The sequence below is a fragment of the Paenibacillus sp. J22R98 genome (assembly GCF_059383835.1).
Genome location: NZ_JBXENW010000007.1, coordinates 383605 through 405660, shown reverse-complemented (window position 1 = coordinate 405660; position 22056 = coordinate 383605). Strand labels below are relative to the sequence as shown.

20 protein-coding genes and 1 riboswitch are annotated in these 22056 nt (G+C 51.6%); of the genes, 18 read left to right on the top strand and 2 right to left on the bottom strand.

Annotated features, from left to right (window positions below; all coding sequences use genetic code 11):
* From AC50Y3_RS21165 to AC50Y3_RS21140, 6 genes are all read left to right on the top strand, one after another.
* The coding region (locus tag AC50Y3_RS21165; RefSeq protein ID WP_494820703.1) for a WIAG-tail domain at nucleotides 1-765 on the top strand (765 nt) is incomplete at its 5' end.
* Nucleotides 766-909: 144 nt separating this feature from the next.
* Entirely contained in the window at nucleotides 910-1590 is a 681-nt protein-coding gene (locus AC50Y3_RS21160; RefSeq protein ID WP_494820702.1) for a FadR/GntR family transcriptional regulator, read from the top strand.
* 110 nt (nucleotides 1591-1700) lie between these two features.
* Nucleotides 1701-3038 (top strand): ABC transporter substrate-binding protein, encoded by a 1338-nt coding sequence (locus AC50Y3_RS21155; RefSeq protein WP_494820701.1) that lies wholly within the window; start codon nucleotides 1701-1703, stop codon nucleotides 3036-3038.
* A 63-nt stretch (nucleotides 3039-3101) separates the two neighbouring features.
* Nucleotides 3102-3983: a carbohydrate ABC transporter permease gene (locus AC50Y3_RS21150; protein ID WP_494820700.1), complete on the top strand. Its 882-nt coding sequence runs from the start codon at nucleotides 3102-3104 to the stop codon at nucleotides 3981-3983.
* Nucleotides 3983-4810: a carbohydrate ABC transporter permease gene (locus AC50Y3_RS21145; protein ID WP_494820699.1), complete on the top strand. Its 828-nt coding sequence runs from the start codon at nucleotides 3983-3985 to the stop codon at nucleotides 4808-4810. Before AC50Y3_RS21150 ends, AC50Y3_RS21145 begins: the two co-directional genes overlap by 1 nt.
* A complete protein-coding gene (locus AC50Y3_RS21140; RefSeq protein ID WP_494820698.1) occupies nucleotides 4807-5982 on the top strand; it encodes a trans-sulfuration enzyme family protein in 1176 nt (391 codons plus the stop codon). The genes AC50Y3_RS21145 and AC50Y3_RS21140 overlap by 4 nt, the downstream gene beginning before the upstream one ends.
* Before the next feature lie 873 nt (nucleotides 5983-6855).
* Here the strand turns inward: AC50Y3_RS21140 and AC50Y3_RS21135 are convergent.
* Nucleotides 6856-7329: a DL-endopeptidase inhibitor IseA family protein gene (locus tag AC50Y3_RS21135; RefSeq protein ID WP_494820697.1), complete on the bottom strand. Its 474-nt coding sequence runs from the start codon at nucleotides 7327-7329 to the stop codon at nucleotides 6856-6858.
* A 171-nt stretch (nucleotides 7330-7500) separates the two neighbouring features.
* On the opposite strand from AC50Y3_RS21135, the gene AC50Y3_RS21130 reads away from it, so the two are divergent.
* From AC50Y3_RS21130 to AC50Y3_RS21085, 10 genes are all read left to right on the top strand, one after another.
* Nucleotides 7501-8763, top strand: a complete 1263-nt coding sequence (locus AC50Y3_RS21130; protein ID WP_494820696.1) for a glycosyltransferase family 2 protein — start codon at nucleotides 7501-7503, stop codon at nucleotides 8761-8763.
* A gap of 4 nt (nucleotides 8764-8767) precedes the next feature.
* Nucleotides 8768-9865, top strand: coding sequence for a hypothetical protein (locus AC50Y3_RS21125; RefSeq protein ID WP_494820695.1), 1098 nt, complete (start codon nucleotides 8768-8770; stop codon nucleotides 9863-9865).
* Nucleotides 9862-10614 (top strand): glycosyltransferase family 2 protein, encoded by a 753-nt coding sequence (locus AC50Y3_RS21120; RefSeq protein ID WP_494820694.1) that lies wholly within the window; start codon nucleotides 9862-9864, stop codon nucleotides 10612-10614. Before AC50Y3_RS21125 ends, AC50Y3_RS21120 begins: the two co-directional genes overlap by 4 nt.
* Before the next feature lie 20 nt (nucleotides 10615-10634).
* The gene (locus tag AC50Y3_RS21115; protein ID WP_494820693.1) at nucleotides 10635-11360 is read left to right on the top strand and encodes a sugar phosphate nucleotidyltransferase; all 726 of its coding nucleotides are present in this window, start codon (nucleotides 10635-10637) and stop codon (nucleotides 11358-11360) included.
* A complete protein-coding gene (locus AC50Y3_RS21110; protein ID WP_494820692.1) occupies nucleotides 11357-12568 on the top strand; it encodes a GT-D fold domain-containing protein in 1212 nt (403 codons plus the stop codon). The genes AC50Y3_RS21115 and AC50Y3_RS21110 overlap by 4 nt, the downstream gene beginning before the upstream one ends.
* A gap of 21 nt (nucleotides 12569-12589) precedes the next feature.
* The gene (locus AC50Y3_RS21105) at nucleotides 12590-13951 is read left to right on the top strand and encodes a glycosyltransferase family 2 protein (protein WP_494820691.1); all 1362 of its coding nucleotides are present in this window, start codon (nucleotides 12590-12592) and stop codon (nucleotides 13949-13951) included.
* A 100-nt stretch (nucleotides 13952-14051) separates the two neighbouring features.
* A complete protein-coding gene (locus AC50Y3_RS21100; RefSeq protein ID WP_494820690.1) occupies nucleotides 14052-14339 on the top strand; it encodes a nucleoside-diphosphate sugar epimerase in 288 nt (95 codons plus the stop codon).
* Between the two features lie 25 nt (nucleotides 14340-14364).
* Nucleotides 14365-14721: an alpha-helical endospore appendage domain-containing protein gene (locus tag AC50Y3_RS21095; protein WP_494820714.1), complete on the top strand. Its 357-nt coding sequence runs from the start codon at nucleotides 14365-14367 to the stop codon at nucleotides 14719-14721.
* Nucleotides 14718-15038: a hypothetical protein gene (locus tag AC50Y3_RS21090; protein ID WP_494820689.1), complete on the top strand. Its 321-nt coding sequence runs from the start codon at nucleotides 14718-14720 to the stop codon at nucleotides 15036-15038. Before AC50Y3_RS21095 ends, AC50Y3_RS21090 begins: the two co-directional genes overlap by 4 nt.
* On the top strand, nucleotides 15035-15352 hold the full coding sequence (locus AC50Y3_RS21085) for a hypothetical protein (RefSeq protein ID WP_494820688.1): 318 nt from the start codon (nucleotides 15035-15037) through the stop codon (nucleotides 15350-15352). Before AC50Y3_RS21090 ends, AC50Y3_RS21085 begins: the two co-directional genes overlap by 4 nt.
* A 58-nt stretch (nucleotides 15353-15410) precedes the next feature.
* Here AC50Y3_RS21085 and AC50Y3_RS21080 read toward each other — a convergent pair whose 3' ends face one another.
* The gene (locus AC50Y3_RS21080) at nucleotides 15411-17624 is read right to left on the bottom strand and encodes a putative bifunctional diguanylate cyclase/phosphodiesterase (protein WP_494820687.1); all 2214 of its coding nucleotides are present in this window, start codon (nucleotides 17622-17624) and stop codon (nucleotides 15411-15413) included.
* 124 nt (nucleotides 17625-17748) lie between these two features.
* A riboswitch (cyclic di-GMP riboswitch) is annotated at nucleotides 17749-17849 on the bottom strand.
* A gap of 262 nt (nucleotides 17850-18111) precedes the next feature.
* Here AC50Y3_RS21080 and AC50Y3_RS21075 point away from each other — a divergent pair.
* Both AC50Y3_RS21075 and AC50Y3_RS21070 read left to right on the top strand, forming a co-directional pair.
* Nucleotides 18112-19260 carry a GntR family transcriptional regulator gene (locus tag AC50Y3_RS21075; RefSeq protein ID WP_494820686.1) on the top strand — a complete coding sequence of 383 codons (1149 nt, stop codon included), beginning with the start codon at nucleotides 18112-18114 and terminating at the stop codon, nucleotides 19258-19260.
* A gap of 18 nt (nucleotides 19261-19278) precedes the next feature.
* Complete coding sequence (locus AC50Y3_RS21070; protein ID WP_494820685.1) at nucleotides 19279-21624, top strand: helix-turn-helix domain-containing protein; 2346 nt, start codon at nucleotides 19279-19281, stop codon at nucleotides 21622-21624.
* The last annotated feature ends 432 nt before the right edge of the window (nucleotides 21625-22056 follow it).

The window sequence follows — 22056 nt, the reverse complement described above, 5'->3', positions numbered from 1 at the left end:
GGCGCAGTAAACACAGCTAAGCTTGCAGATGGCGCGGTACAATCCAGCAAGCTGGAGGACGGATCGGTAACAACCGAGAAGCTCGCTGAAGGCGCAGTAAACGCGGCTAAGCTTGCAGATGGCGCGGTACAATCCAGCAAGCTGGAGGACGGATCGGTAACAACCGAGAAGCTCGCTGAAGGCGCAGTAAACACAGCTAAGCTCGCAGATGGCGCGGTACAATCCAGCAAGCTGGAGGACGGATCGGTAACAACCGAGAAGCTCGCTGAAGGCGCAGTAAACGCGGCTAAGCTCGCAGATGGCGCGGTACAATCCAGCAAGCTGGAGGACGGATCCGTAACAGGCGTCAAAATCGCCCTCGGCAGCATCACTGCAGCTCACTTCGCTGAAGATGCATTCCCGGCACAGACAGCTCCGGCTCCGGAATTCGCTTTGGAAGGCAGCTTGCTGCAAGACGGCAGCATCAGCAGCGAGAAGCTGGACTTCACGCCGGTTACGACGGTCAAACGGCAATCCGCCGTCATCCAGCAGTTCGGGCTTGCGCCTTATAACTTCCAAGGCCAAGGCGAGCAACTTGACGTGACGATCGGCTTCGATCAGCCTTTCAGCAACAATTCCTACGTGTTCGTTGCAACGACAGACCAGCCATCCTGCTACGCTGTGATTAAGACCAAAACAGCCGCAGCGGTTCAACTGACAATCGTACGGACTCGAATCAGCCCAGAGCCAATCGGTCTGGTGAACTGGATCGGAATCGGCCAATAAACAGTCGGCAATGAATAGCCGGAGTCTCCTTAGGGAGCTCCGGCTATTTGGCCGTTACGTATATTCCAGTTGACAGCGCTCTCTTTTCTCGCGTACGATGTACCTATCAGATAGGTAGCAAGGTGAAAGGGCGAACAGCGGACAATGAAGAAAATACAAAAAATACTCGTGCATGAACAAGTATCGCAAGAGATCCAGAACTTCATAGAAGTGAAGGAACTTTCCGAAGGCGATAAGCTACCCTCTGTAGAAGAGATGACGCAAATGTTCGGTGTCGGCCGCTCCTCGCTGCGCGAAGCACTTCGTTATTTGGAAGCCATGGAAATTATCCAGGTTCACAATGGCAAAGGGATTTTCGTCAAAGACGTCAACACGTACCGCTTTACCGGGAAAGTGAAGATCGAACGAGAGAAGAATTTCCTGCTATCCATTCTGGAAGTGCGCAGAGCGCTGGAAGGGCAGTCTGTTGCGCTGGCTTCCAAACGGATAACCAGCAAGCAAATTGCCGAAGTAGAAGAGTGTCTGGAAGAATACCGCATTTTGAAAGAGGGCAATAAGGACACTTCGCAGATCGATTTAGCTTTTCATCATCACATTATTAAAGCTGCGAATAATCCGGTGCTAGAGACCGTACTAGATTCCATTTCAGGCTTATACGAGAAGTTTTTTAACGATCCGCTTGGGGACAAGCAGCTCTTTGATGAGACGTATCCGTTTCATATTACAATGTTTAAAGGCATTGCAGCGCATGATACGAGGACCGCGATGGAAGAGTTCGGCAAGCTGATGGACTGCATCGAGGAGAAAATAAAAAGCGCCAAGTAAGCGCAATTTTTTCCTTGACAAGGTTTAAGCGCTTTCACTATAATCAACCTATCAGACAGGATGACTGCATGACTGTATGATACATGATAATAAATAGGGGGATGACATCAATGACAAGTCGCAACAAGCTTCTTACTACACTGCTTTGTGGTGTTGTATCAGTTGGTCTTTTGGCAGGATGCGGTAACAATTCGAATGACAGCACGGCTAGTAACTCAAACGCAAATGCAAACGCAGGTGACGAGAAAGTAAAGCTACGCATGATCGAAAGTTTAACAAGTCCGAACAGAACGAAACTGATTCAAGCCTCGATCGACAAGTTTGAAGCTGCGAATCCAAACATTGAAGTCGAATTCATTTCCCCTCCATTCGACCAAGCGGACAATAAAATCAGAACGATGCTGGGTGCAAAAGAGGATATCGACATCCTTGAGGTTCGTGACCTGAACGTTGCTGAAATGGTAAATAACGGCTTTGTTGAGCCACTTAACGCATACACCGATAAATGGACCGATTTCGGAACATTGACACCGATCTCCCAATCCGTTGGTTCGGTAGGCGATAAAATCTACTTTATTCCAAACGGCCTCTACGAGAGACAATTGTTCTATCGTGCCGATTGGTTCAAAGAACTTGGTTTGACACCGCCAAAATCATGGGACGAGCTCTATGAAACAGCGAAGAAGCTGACTGACCCGGCGAAGAACCGTTTCGGTTTCTCCTTCCGCGGCGGTTCAGGTTCGACAGGTACGACAGATGCCATGATCCTCTCCTTTAACGGCGAGAAAGTAAATACAGAAGACTCCATGTTTACGAAAGACGGCACGACGATTTACTCGACGCCGGAAGCGAAAGCAGCAATGGAGCTCTACCTCAAGCTTTACAAGGATGCATCGCCACCGGATTCCGTTAACTGGGGCTTCCAAGAGCAAGTACAGGCGTTTACTTCCGGCGTAACAGGCATGCTGCTTCAAGATCCGGACGTTATTCAATCGCTTAACGAGAAAATGCAAGCAGGCACATGGGCAACAGCTCCATTGCAAACAGGTCCAACAGGCAAAGCATTGCTCGCGGCAGGTGGAGCAGGCTGGGGTATCGCGGCAAACTCCGAGCATAAAGACGCGGCTTGGAAGCTGATCGAATTCCTGTCGAGCCCGGCTGAAAACACGCAATTCTCGAAAGACTACGGTCTAATTCCGATTCATTCCAGCGCTGCTGAAGATGAGTTCTTCAAAACAGGTCCTTACAAAACATTGCTCGACATGTCCACTCAGCCAGATACGTTCGTAAACTTCAAACCGGCGTTCCAGTACGCAGGTAATGCACAATGGGGACAAGTTGCAATGGAATCTACGCAAGCGCTTCTGCTTGGTCAAGCGAATCTAGATGATACGATGAAGAAGTGGGATAAGTACTGGGTAGATGAAAAAGCAAAAGCAACAAAATAACGATTAAACAGGAGGGCGGCGACAAGCCGCCCTTACTAAATTCCAAGAGCAAGGCGGTGTCTTATGAAAAATCAACGCATCTTTATACTATCGGGGCTGCTTCCCGCTTTGTGTCTCGTGCTGGTGTTTACGTATTATCCGTTCTTAAAAGGAATCTTAATGGCGTTCCAGGATTACAAGCTGTTTGATTTACGTAATGTGCATTTTGTCGGTTTGGCTAACTTTAAAGCAGCTTTCCACGATCCTAAAATTATCATGGCCATGAAGAACAGCGCCTACTGGGTGTTCTGTTCCTTGATTTTGCAATTTACATTCGGACTCCTTCTAGCATTGGCGATGAAGAAGCAATTCAGAGGCAGAGGGATTTATCAAGGCTTTGCTTTCTACTCTTGGGCATTATCCGGTTTCCTTATCGGGTTGATCTGGAAATGGATGTTTAACTCCCAAATCGGGGTTATCAACGATCTGCTTCTCAAGTTAGGCATTATTCACGAACGTATTGGTTTTCTATCGGATCCGAAATGGGCGATGGTTTCCGTTATTGTCGCCAACGTATGGTACGGCGTAGCCTTCTTCGCAATCATGCTGCTAGCTGCTCTTCAATCCGTTCCCGGCGAGCTCTACGAAGCTGCAGACATGGACGGTGCTTCCGATACGCGGAAGTTTTTGAACGTAACCTTGCCTTACATTATGCCGACTATTATCGCGACAACGCTGCTGCGTGCGATTTGGATATTCAACGATCCGACGATCATTTACGGCTTGACCAATGGCGGCCCTGCCGGAACAACACATATCTTATCCTCGCTTATGCTGGATAAAATCCTATACGGCGGAGATTACGGTGCCGCATCAGCAATCGGTATTATTATGATAATTATTTTGCTGCTTTACACAATCTTCTTCCTAGCAGTCACAAAGGCTGAGAAAGTAGGTGATTTCTAATGAAGCAACGCCTTCTGAGCCTGTTTCGAATTGGTTACTTGTCACTGTACTTAATCGGTATGATCTTCCCGCTTTATTGGATCGTCATCACGTCACTGAAACCGCAGAAGGATATTTTTTCCTATCCGATTAAATATTGGCCGACTACATTTACCCTTGATAACTTCATTAACATTTTTAAAATATCCAAGTTTCACATTTACATCGGCAACAGCTTTCTGATTGCGATTTCGGCTGCATTCGTCGTATTGGTGATTGCGGTATTGAGTGCGTATGTACTTGCTCGCTTTACCTTTAGAGGACATCGCCAAATCATGCTTGCGTTCTTCATCACACAGATGCTGCCCGGATTTATCGCGCTTGCACCGCTATATCTCATGATGAGCCATATGCACTTGCTTAACCACCGCATAGCACTGGTCCTGATGTATACGGTCGGGCTAATCCCATTCTCGACCATTATGCTGCGCGGCTTCTTCCAGCGGATTCCCGGCAGTCTTGAGGAAGCGGCTATGATTGATGGCTGCTCACGTTGGACGGCATTGATCCGGATTATTATTCCCGTTATGCTGCCAGGTATTGCATCTACATTTATTTTCGCTTTCGTACAGAACTGGAACGAGTTGTTCCTAGCCGCATTATTTATGGATAACGATTCACTCAAGACAATTCCGGTCGCCATGAACTCATTTATTCTCAAATTTGACGTCGATTGGGGCTCAATGTCAGCAGGAGTAGTATTGTCAATCATTCCAACGATTTTGATTTTCGCCTTTGCACAGCGTTTCATCGTAGAAGGTTTGACACAAGGAGCAGAAAAAGGATGAGTAAAACCGGGCACGATGCAGTTACCGAAAGGGAAAAACAATTCACAAAAGTCTCTTATGATGAGCTTGATTCGAGGCATCACGGTGCGATCCATATGCCGATTTATCAGAACAGCTTGTTTGCTTTCCAAACCTACGAAGAATTCGACACTGCTTTTCAAGCACTGTTAGACAATCATATCTATTCGCGCGGCAACAATCCGACGGTAACGTATTTGGAGCAAAAGCTTGCGGAGCTCGAGGGCGCGGACAAAGCCAAATGCTTCGCATCCGGTATGGCTGCCATTTCATCGGCCATCTTGTCTTCGGTACAGCAAGGAGATCACGTCATTTGCGTGGATCAGGCTTACGGACCGACGAGAGAGTTTTTGGGAAGCTACATGGTGAAGTTCGGCGTGGAAACGACGTTTGTGGACGGGACCTCCATTGACAGCTTCAGAGCTGCGGTACGCCCGAATACAAAGCTGTTGTATCTGGAGAGCCCAACCTCAGGACTGTTCGAGCTGCAAAATCTGCGGGAATGCGCCGCTTATGCCAAGCTTATTGGCGCACGGACGATTATTGATAATACGTGGGCAACGCCTTGCTTCCAGAGTCCGCTTGATCTCGGCGTGGATCTGGTCGTACATTCCATCACGAAATACATTAGCGGTCACAGTGACTGTGTCGGCGGCGTCATACTCGGCTCGCATGAGCTGATTGATCAAGTCGGGTATGCCGAGTATATGCTGCTTGGCGGTCTCATGACGCCGCAGACTGCAGCGCTCGTTTCCAAGGGGCTGCGCACATTGCCGCTGCGCATGCAAAGACACGAAGAGAGCGGATTGCTGCTGGCGGAGTTTATGAGCCGCAAAGCGTATGTAAGCCGCGTTAATCATCCGGGCCTGTCTTCGCATCCGCAATATGAGCTGGGCAAAAGCCAGATGAAGGGCTACAGCAGCTTATTCTCCTTCGTAACGGATGAACCGCTTGCGAAGATGAGAGCTTGGGCAACGAAGCTGCAATATTTCAAGATCGCGGTCAGCTGGGGCGGTTTCGAGAGCCTCGTGACGGTAAATTCACTTCCACAGGGTAGTGACGGACAATCCGCTACGGTAGTTAGACTGTACGTGGGAATGGAAGATCCGAAGGATCTGATGGCGGATATTGATCTCGCTTGGAATTCGCTATAAGGAACGAGATATAAAAAGGCTGAGCATCGGTTGTTCGATGCTTAGCCTTTTTTTGTGAGGGCTGAGAGTAGGGAAAAGCGACTCTCAGCCGCGAAATCGAGCCGAAATGATGCCGAGAGTCGTGAAATCGAACTCTCAGCATCGAAAGCAAGCGGATGCAGCGGCCTGGAGAAGGCTGAGAGTAGGGAAAAGCGACTCTCAGCCGCGAAATCGAGCCGAAATGATACTGAGAGTCGTGAAATCGAACTCTCAGCATCGAAAGCAGCGAATCCGGCGGCTTTGAGAAGGCTGAGAGTACGAAAAAGCGACTTTCAGCTGCGAATTCGAGCTGAAATAATGCTGAGAGTCGTGAAGTCGAACTCTCAGCATCGAAAGCAAGCGGATGCAGCGGCTTGGGGAGGCTGAGAATCCCAAGAGGAATTAATCTGATCTTTCAGTTGTGAGATCCTGTCGCAGAAGTGGTGCACACCCAACAGCCAACACTCCCAACACCACCCAACAACTAGCCGTGAACCGCTAACGAACCACAGAGGTCTTATTTGAACCGAATTAATGGATTTGAAAATCTAACGAATCCTACAGGCACTATTACTTGTGAAAATGCCATTTTCGGTTCAATTTTCCCCAAATAAGGCTCATACGATTCGTTAGATTTGATTGGCAGCTGTTTTCGTGTAAATAAGACCTCCACGATTCGTTAGAACAAGTTAGCAACAGCAAGGCCGTCTCGGAGCTGATGTCCAGTTCGCTCGTTCGCCTTGAGCAGGCGGATGCATAACAGTCTTATGCATCAGAACAAAAAGGGATTGTCCTGTCATCCAACGATGACTTCGAGGACAATCCCTTTTTTTGTTCTGATCCTCCGCCGCCCGATTACTGTTTGCCGCTTAAGAACCGGTAATCGTATTGTTTGCCGGTACGACTGATGATTTTGTACCCGCAAGAAGTGCGGGCAATGGTGTAGTAGATCGGTACATTGCCGTCGGGATCACCGGATAACATAGCGCGGACCCGGATTCTGGTGCTCGTAATGCTCAGAATGCGTACGGATTCGACGAAGTTCGGGATGGGGCCGGGATCGCCCAAAATGACATAAACCCTCCCATTATGCACGATGGACTTCAAGCTGCGCAGCTGCATGCGGCTGAAAGCTATGCCCCAATATTTGCGGAAATACGCGTAAATTTTGGACCTGGTACTGTAGCGTAAAGGCAGCTGGATATATTCTGTTCCGCCAACTTTAATCTCTTTTCTATTAAAGCTTGCGCCGTACACATCAAACCAGACTGCTTCCGCTTTGTTTAGGAAGACACGGAGTGCTTGTCGAAGCTGTAAGCTTTCTACCATTTGGCATCACCTCCTCTATGCCAACAGCATATGTAATTAGGTAGATTCAGTGACGTGAAAAGCGCGTAAAATCAGCGCGGCTCTTGCCTTAACGTACAACAGCCGTTCCTCTTGCACTCTATCGTCCATAAACTAACTGGTAAAAAGATGAATATGGAGGTGAACGAGATCATGAAGCCTAGCAGCGGAAGAGTCAGCCAACAGATTCGGAAGCAGCCGCTCCTAAATGATAGAGTCTATGCCGGGTTATCGAAGGCATCCGGGGGCTACGCCATTCGCGCAGTGTGGAACGAGACCTCCGCCGCACCTCCAATCGCAGCAGCAACTCCCACAAGGCAACCACCGCCTTCCCGAAAAAGTAAACCAGTGGCTAATTCCGTCCCGCGAGCAAGCAAGAAGGCAAGTGTGAAGAAGTCCGTACCGAATAAACGGGCAGCCAAGCAGCCTACGATCGTTCAGCATTCGCCCTCTGCGAAAGTTGCGTCGACACAGCCTAAGAAGATATTCTCCAAAGCTGCCTACCACCAGAAACAGAGGCAATCTCCGTCAATTGAACACGTTAAGCGGCAGGCATTCGCGATAGCTGTGCCACAGCCAATGCCGGTTTCGCAATCGCTGCCGCAATCACGCCAACAATCGTATTCACTCCCGCAGCCTCATCCACAGCCTGAGCCTATAGTAACGGTATCTGCAGCACCGGCTAACCCCGTCGTTTCGGTTATCATCCCGGTCATGAATGAGCGTCGTACCATTGGCAAAGTGATTCAAGAAGCGAAGAAGGTTCATCCCAGCGTAGAAGTGATCGTCGTCATCAACGGATCGACTGACGGTTCGGCGGCAATTGCACGGAGAAAGGGAGCTAGGGTTATTTCGTTCGCGGAGCCGCTTGGGCATGATGTCGGTCGAAGCGTCGGGGCTGCTGCTGCCAGCGGACAGGTGCTGCTCTTTCTCGACGGCGATATGATCATCAAGGCATCCGGGCTGAAACCTTTCGTTCAATCGGTACTACACGGGGGCGTGGATGTGGCACTGAACGATTATTCCGGCCCAACGAACAAATCATCCGTCCACAGTGTCGTCCTCGCCAAACATGCGCTGAATACGATTCTGAGGCGTCCCGATTTGAAAGGCACCTCGATGACGGCCGTCCCCCATGCCATCAGTCGAACCGCTCTAGCGAGAATCGGCGCCGATGCACTGGCGATACCTCCGCTCGCGCATACCAAAGCCGTGCAGCATGGACTTACCGTGCAAGCAGTAAAACGCATTAACGTGGGGAAGCTCAACTTGCCCCGCAAGCAGAGAGAACGGACGAATCCGCTTGAGCTGCTTATTGTAGGCGATCACTTGGAAGCCATCGATTGGCTGGCGAAGCAGACGGATGATCGCGGCGGCTACAAGGATATGGAGCGAAAACGTTATTTGGCGAGGTGAACGTATGCAATCCAGGAAGTCAGGCCGCTCGGGCAAAAGAGCATCGATGACCCGCACGCATCGCTCGCGTGCGTCGCGAGCAGGCCAAGAGCGCGCTGCTGCCGGCAGCTATACCGGCAAGCTAAGAAATGCCTTTCATGCCGGCCATGTCGATGCTGCGCTTCTGCGCAAGAACGGGCATATCACGCAGGCCGGCACCACGGAGGCGAAGCTGCGAATGAATGAGCGCTGGACGCAGCGCTGCGCAGGCAGAAACCACACCGATGCGCTGCGAGTCAAGCTGCTCGCGGAAGGCAGAGCGTATGCCGACGGCTTCGCCGCCGCCCTGGATTTGCCGCGAGGCATGTGGCAGCCGGTCGCGATGAGCAAATCCGTTGCGGCTGTCGTCCTCTCCGTCCCGGGCATGAATCCGTCCGCGATTAAGCAGCTGCTGCGACTGCCGCTGCAGGAAGTGATCGTCGTGCTGGAAGGTGGCGGCGAAGGTGAGTTTGCTGAGCTTCGCGCGGTACCGGAGATCACGATCATGCAGATCGGAGAAGCGCTCGGCGCAGATGTTGGGCGGGCGATCGGTGCACGAATGACAAGATCCGATATTGTCCTGTTTGCCGACGGACAATCGCTTATCGCAGCAGAGCAGCTAGCCTTAATGCTCTCGATTGCAGAGACCGGCGCAGATATTGTCATGGCGGATCAGACGCCGCTGCTTGGGATTTTCAAGAGCTGGGATGAAGCTGCGCGGGTTAGAGCGTTCATGAACTGGTCGCTCGGTCGCTCTGAACTACTGGCAAACTCGGTGGAGCTGCTGCCCCATGCCTGGTCACGGCACGGAATGGAAACCGTCGGCGTATCTACGCTTGCGGTCCCGCCGGTGGCCCACATGGCGGCTATCCAGCACAAGCTCGTAGTCCGAAGCTGCTCGCTCAGCAAAGTACGCAAGAACAAGACGGTCGCGATTAGAGGGCCGGTAGGCGTTGTTTCCAAGGAACTATCCGTTGGCGACCACATCGAAGCACTGCAGACTGCAATGAGATCGAAGGGTCCAAGATTGGCATTTCCAGATCAGGTTCGGCGGCGCGCCGCTGCGGGAGGAACAGCAACATGAAGGGCATGACGAGCATAATTATACCGAGCTATAACGGACTATCGCTTCTGCAGGGTGCCATTGAAGCCATTCGCCGGTATACCGACTCGAAAGAGTCGCCTTATGAAGTGATCGTCGTCGACAACGGCTCTGATGACGGCACATGCAAATGGTGTATCCGTGAAGGGATTCCCTGTCTGTCACTGGCCAGAAACACAGGGTTTCCGTTCGCTTGCAACCGTGGATTGCGTATGGCACGCGGTGAATATCTGATGCTGCTGAACAACGATGTGACCGTCTCGGCCGGTTGGCTGCCTGCTTTGGTTAGAGCTCTTACAGCACGCGCAGATATTGGCATAGTTGGCCCTGTAACCAATTACATCAGCGGAAGACAGCAGGTGGAGTACCCGTTCAATTCGATGGAAGAGTTTCATGGTCAGGCGGCCATAGCGCTCGTAAAGGAAGCGAAGCGCAGTGAGCCGATCATGCGGCTGGTTGGCTTCTGCATGCTGTTCAAGCGTTCGGTCTATGAACGGATCGGCGAGCTGGATGAGAGGTTCACGCCGGGTCACTACGAGGACGATGATTACTGCTTCCGGGCACGCATGCACGGGTACAGTCTGCTCATGTGCAGGGATGTGTTCGTTCATCATCGCGGCAGCGCCAGCTTCAAACGCAGCAATCCGCAGGAAGTGCAGCAGCTCGTCGAGCGCAATCGGCAGCATTTTATCTCCAAGTGGAAGGTAGACCCTGCTAAGTTCATGTATTGAGCGCAAAGGAGGTTATTTATTTGAAAGCTGTTATCTTGGCTGGCGGTACGGGAACGCGCCTTATGCCGCTGACGAAGCTCTTGAACAAACATTTGCTGCCGGTCGGGAGGCTCCCGATGATCTGCTATAGCATTAATAGCCTGCAAGAAGCCGGCATTACGGACATTTTGCTCATTACAAGCCGGGCCTCTGCGGGGATGTTTACTTCATTTCTCGGAAGCGGTGCAGAGTACGGGGTATCACTTACTTACCGCATCCAGGAAGAAGCCGGAGGGATTGCGCAAGCGCTTGAGCTGGCGCGGACTTTCGTCGGTGAGGATGCCAAATTTATCGTGCTGCTGGGTGACAATTTGTTCGAGGATTCACTGGCCCCTCATCTGGAAGCATTCATGGAGCAGGCTGAAGGTGCGATGGTGCTGCTCAAGCAAGTGCCTGATCCGGAGCGCTACGGGGTACCGGTCTTCGATGAAAGTGGACGGATTATTCATATCGATGAGAAGCCGCAAAAGCCTTCAACCGATAGCTGCGTAACCGGAATCTATATGTTTGACGGCGAAGTCTTTCATTTCATTGCGGCACAGACGCCATCACACCGCGGCGAACTGGAAATAACCGATGTGAACAACGTTTATGCGGGCATGGGAAAGCTGGCGCACCGGTATATCACCGGTTGGTGGACAGATGCCGGTACGTTTCAATCGCTGCTTGAGGCTTCGATAAAGTTTAGCGGGGATGAGGGACCATGAAGGTGACGACGCATACGGTGGCGGGTGTCCATAAGCATGTGATGCTCACGAGCACTAGCCGCCTGGGGCAAGGTCAGGTTGCCGCCAAACGGAATGCGCCGCCTCCGGCGTCTCAGCCGCAGCAGACTCACACGCCTGCAGCGGCTAAGACGTCGGGAGGCCCCTCGCCGCAGAAGAGCGTGAAGAAGCGGGCGATCCCAGCGATAACGGGAGGCGGAGGCGGAGCTGCAAAAGCCGGGCAGTCGAGGAAATCAAGCTCGAGCGGATCCAAGAAAAGGACAAGAGGGCGGAAGTCATCCCCAGTCAAGAAACGGGGACGACGCCGGGGACAGCGTGTTGCTGCCCTGATACAGCCGGGGATGGAACATGGGCAATTCCACGACAATGCTTTTACAGCCGGGTATGAGCTTGGCAAGTACGAAGGCGGAGAACTGCTGCTCGAGCAAGCGCTGCCGATGAATTTGCTGCTCCCGGAGGTGCGGCTCCAAGACGTCATTGCCATCGGTGCTGAGCATTTGCGGCCAAGGTGTTTGCCGCTAATGGATGTTCATGAGGTGTATGCCGAGATGGAGCAGGCCATTCATGAGCGCAGACCGTGTGCAATCGTCAGGCTGGGAGACGGAGAGCTGCTGACGCTCGCTCAGGAAGTCGTCTACGACACGGGTACGATCCAGCGAGAGGGCACCTTTCTCCCGTATGCCGGCGTAAATCCGCCCGATCTGCTCGCGCGGGACCAGCTCGTGCACGCTATACGCCATGCGCATATTGTCGGTGTGCCGCTGGCGCGCAGGAAGCATTTTCACCCGCTGCTCCATCCAGTGTTTCGCGCGCATCAGCTTGAACCCGCGACGCTCCGGATGACCAACTCGACGGTCAACTACGGGCTATCTCAAGCCGGATTGCTCGGCAGCCTGCTCGCCGGCAAGCAGCTGCTTGTCATCGGCAATGCGGCTCCGGCGCTGGCACATATGCTTACGGAACGAGGATTCATCGTGTCGGGGCTTATCAGCCCGGTACGGGGAGTACGTGACGTGGAACGGGTCATCTATGAGATGCGGTATATTGAATTTGATTTGGCGCTCGTTTCCGCGGGAATTGCGGCTGTTATGATTTGTACGCGGATCGCGCACGAGCGGGGCAAGACGGCGCTTGATTTTGGCCATATGGCGGATGCCATTGTGAAGGGTCAGATCGCGCTTACGCATTAAGGACAGGAGAGGGCAGAGCGGATGAGAAGGCAAGCGCATGCGCATCGCAAGCGGAAGAAATCGGCGGCTACGAGTACCCCTGCGGCCCGCAAGACAAAGAAATCCAGCCGGTTTCCAATCGGAATGGCAGCCGGCTATCAGGAAGGCGTCCGCACGGGGTACTTTGGCTTCGGTACTTATTTTGAAGGCACAAGTATCATTATTCCAAGCTACAACAAGGTGGATTTTCTGAAGAAATGCATTATCAGCATTGAGCAGCATACGAGCAGTCCCTATGAAATCATCATCGTGGACAATGCGTCGACGGACGGTACGGCTGCTTATCTGCGCGGACTCGGCAACCGAGTACGGTATCGGGTGCTGGAGACCAATCGCGGCTTCGCCGGAGCAACCAACATCGGCATGATGATGGCCAAAGGCTCTTATTTGATGCTGCTGAACAACGATACGATCGTGACAGAGCGTTGGCTCGACAACATGATGGCCTGCTTAAACAGTGATCCCACAATCGGCATGGTTGGCCCCGTGACGAACTATATCAGCGGCGATCAGCGCATTGAAGTACCGTACAAGAGCGTGAAGGGCATAGCTCCGTTCGCAAGACTTTATAATATTCCAAACCCGGCCAAATGGCAGCGAACCGACCGATTAACGGGCTTCTGCCTGCTGTTTCGACGCGAGCTGTGGGATCGAACGGGCTTTCTGGACGAAGGCTACCGGATTGGCAACTATGAGGATGACGATTACAATATCCGTGTCCGCTTGCAGGGGTATGGGCTGGCTATCGCGCGCGATTCCTTCATTCATCATTTCGGCAGCGTAAGCATGAAGGCGCTTGGAGAGAAGTTTGTCGAGGTTAACGATCATAATTTGCAGGTGTACGTTGAGAAATGGGGCAACCCCCATGATCTTGTCCGGCAAGTTCTGGCGATGGGTACAGCGGTGGATCGGGCGCAGGGGGAGTCGGTCTTCTTCCCGCAGCATGTCGTCGTCCGCGGCGTATCCGGGGCGCTCTACTGGGTGGAAGGCGGAATGCGACGCCCGATTGTGGGCCAAGTTGCCCTGCCTATTGTTCGGCTCTCGCAAGTGGATTTGCGCCGCTGGCCGATGGGGGAGAGCATTGCAGCCGAGGCTGTGGAAGCAGGCTGGCAAGGGAGAAGCATCGATGGCTCACTAACGATGCAAGGCGTGACTGCCGCAGGAGCGGACGGCAGCATCTATGTGATCGAGAATGGCGTTCGGCGCAGAGTGGCCAGCGCGAAAGCAGCAGAGGCATGGTGTCTGCAGTGGAAGCCTGTCGGATTGGTGACGGAGGAGCAGCTTGGCATGCTGCCGGAAGGGCTGCCGATTATCGCTCCCGTCCAGGTTGCCGATCAGTTATAGCTTCTCTGCGGTCTTGGCTGTGCCAAGCGGAGAGGGCGGCGCATATGTTAACAAAGAGACCGATTCCTGATATTGCGATAGGTAAAGGAGGGACTGCGCCTTGCAGCATATCGTAACGGAAATGATTGAGCATATGTCACATTCCCATGAGCAGCTGGCGCGCGTCTTGGAGGCGAAGCGTCATGTCGCTGTCCGGATGGCACAAATTGTGCACGCATTGCCGGATACGCACCCAAGCTTCGGCGGGGTCGGCGAGCTGATGGATAATTCGCAAGTGATGACGAAGAGTGTAGTCGCTTATTTAAACAGTATTGCAGAGCTGCAGGAGTCGCTTGCCCTAACGATTTCGGTCGTGATGAAAGAGATGGACATCGAGGACGAAGAATAAGCGGAGGAAAGGAAGCGTGCTGGTGATGAGTCGAGAAACCGCATATATCAGAATGCTGGATGCCTCCGCTAAGCTGCAGTGGAATGTGGCAATGATTCTGGAGGCAAAGGCTGTCGAAGCGGAGAAGGTTCGCGCTTGGCTGTGCAATCATATTACACCCGACGCATTTACGGAGCAGCAAGACCAATGGAAGTCCTCGATGATGGTCCACGACCAGCTTGTCGAAGTGATTGACGGACTTGCGAAGCTCAATCATGGGATGACCAACGTGCTGAAGGCAGCACTGCGCCAGGTGGATGATATGGGGATGGGAGCCGGACCGATGAACGGCATAGACAATATGCTGGGCGGACCGTTCGATATGGGAGATCGGCGGCAATGAGTTGGAGCTTGAAGGAGCGGGAGGTACGAATTGAGCTGCTAGCGTCACTCTCCCGCAGCCAGCAGGCCGTCGCTCGCATTCTGAACAGCGTCGCAGATGAGGCCGAGCGTGCATCCGGTCTGGCAGAAGCCATACAGCGAAACATGAAGCGCCTCGAGGCGCTGCAGCTGACGCTTACGACGATGGTAAGCGCCATGGAGAGCAGTGAAAGCCAAAGACGATGCAGAGACAGCCGCTCTGCCGAACCGTGGCTGAATGCAGTCGTCCAGGTTGGTTCGCGTCCAATACGGGAAGGTAAAGGAGGAACCGGAAAGTGATTGCAGCGGGAATAAGCGGGAAGAAAAGCAGTAGGTTACCACTTTCACCACGGGTCACACCGAACAAGACTTCAAGTAAGCCAGAAGGAGCAGGCAGTCAGAAGAAACAGGCGGCCTCTACGACGAAGCGCAGGCGTACGAAATCAGGCACCGGCAAATCTTCCATGCGAAAGCAGAAGCGTGGACGGAAGCGGGGGTTAAACAGTCACAGCTATAACCGGGCTTTCGACAATGCCTATAATCAAGGCTATAATCTTGGCTTTGCCAAAGGCTTCGAGGATGGCCATCAGCTTGCCTATGAGCAGCAGACCTAATGACGATCAAGCAGCTTGGAGGGAGTTCGGGCCATCATAGGAACGGGCTTGTACTCCCCTACGAATTGCTTGGCACAAGGGTCGGAAGCAGCAGCAGCTCCACTTCATGTGCCGGAATGGGATAGCCGATTAGATAGCCTTGCGCGCCGTCGCAGCCTTGCTCCTTCAAGAGAGCAAGCTGTGTCTCGTTCTCGACGCCTTCAGCAAGCACCTGAAGCTTAAGGCTGTGAGCCATGCCGATGATCGCAGTGACGATGGCCAAATCATCTTGATTGTGATCGATATTGCGAATAAAGCATTTGTCCATCTTGAGCGTGTCCACCGGAAAAAGGCGCAGGTAGCTGAGTGAGGAATAGCCGGTTCCAAAGTCATCAATAGAGATATGAACGCCGAGTGCCTTCATTTCGTGCAGCTTGCGAATAAGCGGGGCTTCGAAATTGGAAGAAGCAACGCTCTCTGTAATTTCAAGTTCAATGAGCTGCGGTTCGACCTCCGTGGAGAGCAGGATCGTCTTCAGCATCTCAATTAGGTTGTCCTGCTTGAATTGACGAACCGATAGGTTCACGGATACCGGCAGCGGGGACAAGCCCGTTTGCTTCCAAGCATTGATTTGATCACAGACCTGCCGTACCACCCATTCGCCAATCGGAACAATGAGCCCTGTTTCTTCAGCAAGCGGAATAAATTCAGCCGGCGAAACGGTGCCGAACTTCGGATGCGTCCAACGCAGGAGAGCCTCGAAGCCGCTCAGACGGCTGGTCTGCAAATCTTTCTTGCCTTGATAGACCAAATGCAGCTCGCCTTGCTGCAGTGCTTTGCGCAAGTCCTGCTCCAGCATCATTTTCCGCAAATTGACCTCGTTCATCTCATTGCTATAGAAAGCGTAGTTGTTTCTCCCCTGCCGCTTAGCCGCATACATAGCCGCATCCGCGTGAATCAGAAGCGTATCGGCATCCTGCCCGTCTTTCGGATACATCGCAATCCCGATACTCGTCGTCACAATAATATCTTGCCCTTTGAGAATAAAAGGTTCGGAGAGCCGCTCCAGCAGTGGCTCAACCAGCGTTCCCACTGCCCCAGCGTCGATATTCGGCAGCAGGATGACGAACTCGTCGCCGGCAAGTCTGGCCGCAAACACGGATTCCTGAAGCGTAGTCCGAAGCCGATTGGCGAAGCTCTTGAGCAGTCGATCCCCCAGGGGATGGCCGAATGTATCGTTAATGGATTTGAACCGGTCCATGTCCAGGAACAAGATTGCGAAGCTGCTTGGATGGTTAGCGGCATTCCGAAGCTGTGCTTCCATCTTCATAATTAATTGATAGCGATTCGGCAAGTCGGTTAATTGATCGTGGTACGCCATATAGTTAATGGTTTCGCGTGCGATCTTCGTTTCCGATATATTACGGAAGTTCGAGAGGATGGCTGGGCGATTATTGAATAAGGTCGAGATGGAATTGGTTTCCACCTCGATCACTTCTCCATTCAGCTTGTAAATGCGGAGCTCCGTGTAATCCAAGATGGTTTTGCCTTCTATGAGGTCAGCCGCTTTCGCGCGGATCAGCTCGTGATACTCCGGCAAAGCCAGGTCAAATACATCAACGCCGATTAATTCATCCAGGTGTTTCGCGCCGAGCATCGTGAGTCCTGATCTATTCATATGAACAATCTTATTGTCGATTTGCACGATATTGGCTTCGGGAGACAGCTCGAATATTTGCCGGTACCGTTTCTCATTATCCAGTGCTTTCTTCTCGCTGCGCTGGGCATTCGAAATGATTTTGCCTCCAATGATACATACGCTGACACAGGTGATACAACACATGGTGAACAACGTGAACTGTACAATTCGGTAGAGCAGATCCGTTTCGAGCAGGTAAGGATTGAACAATTGATGGATGATGAGTACAAGGGTGCCATATCCACTTGCGAGCAGCGTCACGTAGCGGTCCAGATAGATGAGGGAGAGTAGCGCGAAGAGGAAGACCACGTTTCCGGAATTTGGCGTCGGTATAAACCACATGACAATGAAGCAAAGCAGGAACGAATAGGCTGAAATAATCAATTTCCCTTTAAGCGTTTTATAGGTTTGTCGGTAAACGAAATAGAGCACAAGGCCAAGCGGGATCACGGACGAGACGAATCGAATAAAGACCTGAAAGGTAATCAGCTCAAGCGAGAGAACGGTTACATAAATAGGGAGCGAGGTAAGGATCAGAAACATCAAGGTAAAGGTCAGAAGCTTCGAACTGAACTGCTCGTATGGGGTTGCCAAGCCGATCATATCCTTTCTACGTAGATATGGGTATGCAAAAAAGCCTCAGGCCCTCGGTGTGAGATGGCGGCAATAGACCGATACGCATCTTCACGCTTGGAGGAACCAAGGCCAGCAGATTAACTTCGGCAGTCTGGCAGTCGTATCTGATCTCTAATTAGGAGAAAAGACTTAGACCCAATGACTTTGCGTCCCCTGATTTCGAAGGGTTTGCCTATGAGAATAGATTCAATTTGGCGAAAAATGTAGGAATATAGTTCTATTTCTATTTTCCATAATATCTAAGTGTCGTGAATGAGTCTCTGGAACCTATTTAACAGGATGGAGTTGGTATTTATAGGCGTGCATGACGACTGTCATTGCTGAAAATAAGGACTAAAGATATATATTGATAGGGCTATATACATAGCCATAATCAAATACACACTCTCGATTGACACAGATGATACACATATCATATAGTCAAGCTAATCTAGTAGAGATGAAGGTGAATAGGCTGTCTACGTACCCGTATCACCGAATTAAGGAAGATATTCGAAAGCGCATACATATAGGGGAGTGGCAAGGCGCTTCACGCCTGCCATCGAGCCGCACTTTGGCGGAGTCCTATCAATCCAGCGTAAATACGATAGAGAAGGCGATTAAGGAACTGTGCGGGGAAGGTCTGCTCACGCGGGATAACCGCCGGGGTACTTATCTCGCAGATGGCGGGCTGAGTTCCGTATCCCAGAGGAATAGCCTCGGTGGAAACATAAGCGGAGGCGGGAGCGGACTAATCGCCGCTTCGGTTATCGGCATCGATAATCCGCTCTGGGGAGCCGCCCTGCGTGGGATCGAGGACGTGCTGCAGCCGAAGGGCTTTCAACTGATGAGCAGCAGCGATAACCGAAGCCTCGATAAGCTGGAGGCGTTCGTGACGAGCGCGATTGCAAGACAAGTGGATGGAATCATTCTTAGTCCGATCCACGATGGTCAGGATGAGCCTCGCAGTCGGCAGCTCTATGAGGGGTTGGCAGCAAGCGGCATCCCGGTCTTATTCCTGGATAGGCGCGTTTGGGATATCGATATTCCCTTTGTGACAAGCGACAATGCTTCGGGAGCCTATTCGCTCACGAAATTGCTGCTTGCCAAGGGACATCGGCAGATTGCTTTCGTACGCAATTCGGATCTCAGCACGTTCTATGAACGGCTGCTTGGCATGAGACAAGCCTTTATTGAGGCGGGTATTCCGTTCGGGTCTGATTACGACTTGTGCATCCCGACCCGGTTTGAGAATTTCGAGAGTGAGTTCGAATCCTTTGTTTCTCGGCTTGAGGAAGTGCTGGGTACGTTGCGATATTCGGCTGTTTTTGCAGCGAATGATCAGATTGCCGAGGCTGTACTTGTCGCACTTAAGCGTCTCAGCAAACGTGTCCCGGAAGACATGTCTCTTGTTTCTTATGATGCGCAAGGGTTGAATGGGAGACTTCGATTGGATATTACGGGTGCGAACCAGCCTTTCTATGATATGGGACGAAGTGCTGCTCTTCAGTTATTGCATGCGGCAGAAGGCAAGCAGCCGATCGCGGTTGCCGGACATATTTGCAAAGCGGACATTCATTACGGCAGCTCGGTTTGGGAAGCGAAGATTGAATAACAAGGGTGGTACTTGCTTATGAGCCTCATTCGTCTGTTTCAAGAGAAGAAATATTTGCTGCGCATATTCTTATGGATTACCAGTATTATTCTGCTAATCGTCGTATCGTTCTCCACGCTTGTCTATGTGAATGTGGAGAAGAAGGTGTTCAAGAGCGAATACGAGAACAGTCAGAAGGTACTCTCGCAGATGAAATACAATATCGATTATCTCGATACGATGATTCGCAACATCACGCTCTCCACGTATGGCAGCAATGACGTGAAGGCGCTCATGTATTTGAACGATGAGGAAACGTACGAGCATTTGAATGTCATCAATAAACTAAACGCGACGATTGTGGCGAACAATCCGTTTATCCAATCCATCTACATTTATAACAATCATAAGAAATTGTATTACTCGACATACGGCGATTTATATCATAAGGACGCGGAACTCGATAAGGTGCTGCAAAGCTACACGAGCATTCCGGTCCTTCGCGCAATCGTGCGCCGCAGCGCGGAAGCCGCGGACCAAGGCGCAGGCGGTGCTGCGAATACGGTATTAAGCTATATCATGTACGAGACGACGGATCGGGATAACCGCATGGATGGCGCCATTATTCTGAACATTAAGCTGGACTGGCTTGTCGATAATATTCGTGCGATTAACCGGATTGAAGCAGGTGCGAGAAGTGAGCTCTACATCCTGGACAGCGGCAATGGACTGATTGAGACGGATCCGGCGAATCCGGTACAAACGTCAACATTCGCGAATACGATCAGGCAAGCTTACGTAGACAAGGCGGGCAGCTCGGAAGCACAGTCTGCGCAGCCGTCTGGTTTCTTCAACCAGAGCATCGGCGGCGAGAAATATATCATCTCGTATATCCGGCTTGAGAAGACGGGATGGACACTGCTGGATGCAAAGCCGTACAAAGAGGCGTATGCGAACCTGAAGCAGCTGCTGGACACGATTCTGCTCATTACAATGGCGATCTTTGCCGGAGCGCTGCTGTTGACCTTGTCTGTTTCAAGAGGGATCTACAAGCCGGTCAGAAGGCTGATGGAACAGACCTCGCGCGGCGGCTCCGTGACCCCGGGGGCGAAGGATGAATTCTCTTATTTAACCGAGGTGTACCAGAAATCGAGAGAGCAGCTGTATGAGTATCATCTGGAGAAAAACAACAACACCGGCATTATGAAGCTCTATTTTCTCAAGCGATTGCTCGTCGACAGCTTCAGTATGAGCGGTACGGCTTTCGGTGAGGCGCTCCATTCCCTCCATCCTGCAATGTCGCAGGAGAAGCCGTTTCTCATCTGCGTGCTGCGCATCGACAACTATAAGCTGTTTATGACGAAGAGCTTGGTCGAACGGGAGCTGCTGCGCTTCGCGATTGCCAACATCACGACGGAAGTGATAAGCCGTTCATTCGCGCATCAAACGGTGGACATGAAGGATGATTCGTTCACGATTCTTCTCAATATCGATTCGGCCTCGCAGGCAGACGCGGTTAAGGAGCTGCTCATGGAAGCGCAGCACTACATTAAAGAGCATTACAAAATCTCGTTCTCTGTCGCTATCAGCGAGCCGATCGAGGACTATCAAGCTATCGCGGCGGCATATAGCCACACCTTCACGAACAGTTCTTATCGTTACGTGCGAGGACATATGGCGGTCATTACGCAAGCGGAAATCGATGAGCAGACGGGCAGGATTGATATGGAGCAGGTGATGGAGCTTACGGGCAAGTTCATCGAGGTTGTTAAGAAAGGCGATCCTGTTCGAACGGAAGAGAAGTTCCGCGAGCTGTTCCGGTATATCCGTAAACTGGAGTACAGCGACATTATGCTCGTCAGCATGCAGGTTGTGCATCATTTGAAGAAGGCTGTATACGAAATGAACCGGACGCTCAAAGAGCCGATTCATATTCATGCGAAGCTGCTGAACAGGGAGTTGTATGAAGAGGAGACGGCGGAGCAGTTCGAGGAACAGCTGCTTGAAGCGGTTCAGACGATTACGAGTGAGCGAAAATCGGCTGCCGAGGAAGGGAATCAAGTGGCGGCGGATACGATTAAGGCTTTTATCGACTCGAATTATTTTGACTCCTCGCTGTCGGCGACCGATATATCGGGCATGATGCGGCTCTCAGCCTATAAGCTGAGCAAGATATCCAAGGAGCACTTCGGCATGTCGATACCGGAGTACATCAATCAGATCCGGTTGACGAAAGCGGTAGAGTGGATGGAGAACTCGAAGCTGAGCGTTCAAGAAATCATGCGCCGAGTCGGAATCGAGAATGAAAGCTACTTCTATAAATTGTTCAAAGCGAAGTTTGGCATGACGCCGCGGGAATATATTGCCGGGCGAGGGAAGGGGTAGAACCCATTTTTTGAGATGCAAAAGACCGCCGATCGAGTATCGGCGGTCTTTTCGTATACAATGCGGCTCCATAAATTTTAACGAACCGTACGGGCCTTATTTGATCAAAAAGGGGCGATTTGAAATTCTAACAAACCCTACAGGCCTTATTTGCTCCAAAACCCGTGCATTTCTGCCTGTTTCGACTAAATAAGGTCTCTGTGGTTCGTTAGAATAAATGAGGAGCCCATTTCTCCCATATAAGACCTCTACGGTTCGTTAGAATCGCGAGGGAATGCATTCGGCTGGTTGCTTGGAGGCGGCGATGTGAACCAGGTAGCAGGATCACAAAAAAAGGCTGCTCAAGGCGAGCGTTGTGCCGTCCAAAGCAGCTTTCGACGAAGCACAGGAGATACAAGGCGGTCGTGATCGCTTGCGCGAGCATGCTTGGCT

Coding starts and splice junctions, on each gene's coding strand:
- AC50Y3_RS21160 (WP_494820702.1), top strand. CDS start 910: ATGAAGAAAATACAAAAAATACTCGTGCATGAACAAGTATCGCAAGAG.
- AC50Y3_RS21155 (WP_494820701.1), top strand. CDS start 1,701: ATGACAAGTCGCAACAAGCTTCTTACTACACTGCTTTGTGGTGTTGTA.
- AC50Y3_RS21150 (WP_494820700.1), top strand. CDS start 3,102: ATGAAAAATCAACGCATCTTTATACTATCGGGGCTGCTTCCCGCTTTG.
- AC50Y3_RS21145 (WP_494820699.1), top strand. CDS start 3,983: ATGAAGCAACGCCTTCTGAGCCTGTTTCGAATTGGTTACTTGTCACTG.
- AC50Y3_RS21140 (WP_494820698.1), top strand. CDS start 4,807: ATGAGTAAAACCGGGCACGATGCAGTTACCGAAAGGGAAAAACAATTC.
- AC50Y3_RS21135 (WP_494820697.1), bottom strand. CDS start 7,329: ATGGTAGAAAGCTTACAGCTTCGACAAGCACTCCGTGTCTTCCTAAAC.
- AC50Y3_RS21130 (WP_494820696.1), top strand. CDS start 7,501: ATGAAGCCTAGCAGCGGAAGAGTCAGCCAACAGATTCGGAAGCAGCCG.
- AC50Y3_RS21125 (WP_494820695.1), top strand. CDS start 8,768: ATGCAATCCAGGAAGTCAGGCCGCTCGGGCAAAAGAGCATCGATGACC.
- AC50Y3_RS21120 (WP_494820694.1), top strand. CDS start 9,862: ATGAAGGGCATGACGAGCATAATTATACCGAGCTATAACGGACTATCG.
- AC50Y3_RS21110 (WP_494820692.1), top strand. CDS start 11,357: ATGAAGGTGACGACGCATACGGTGGCGGGTGTCCATAAGCATGTGATG.
- AC50Y3_RS21105 (WP_494820691.1), top strand. CDS start 12,590: ATGAGAAGGCAAGCGCATGCGCATCGCAAGCGGAAGAAATCGGCGGCT.
- AC50Y3_RS21095 (WP_494820714.1), top strand. CDS start 14,365: ATGAGTCGAGAAACCGCATATATCAGAATGCTGGATGCCTCCGCTAAG.
- AC50Y3_RS21090 (WP_494820689.1), top strand. CDS start 14,718: ATGAGTTGGAGCTTGAAGGAGCGGGAGGTACGAATTGAGCTGCTAGCG.
- AC50Y3_RS21070 (WP_494820685.1), top strand. CDS start 19,279: ATGAGCCTCATTCGTCTGTTTCAAGAGAAGAAATATTTGCTGCGCATA.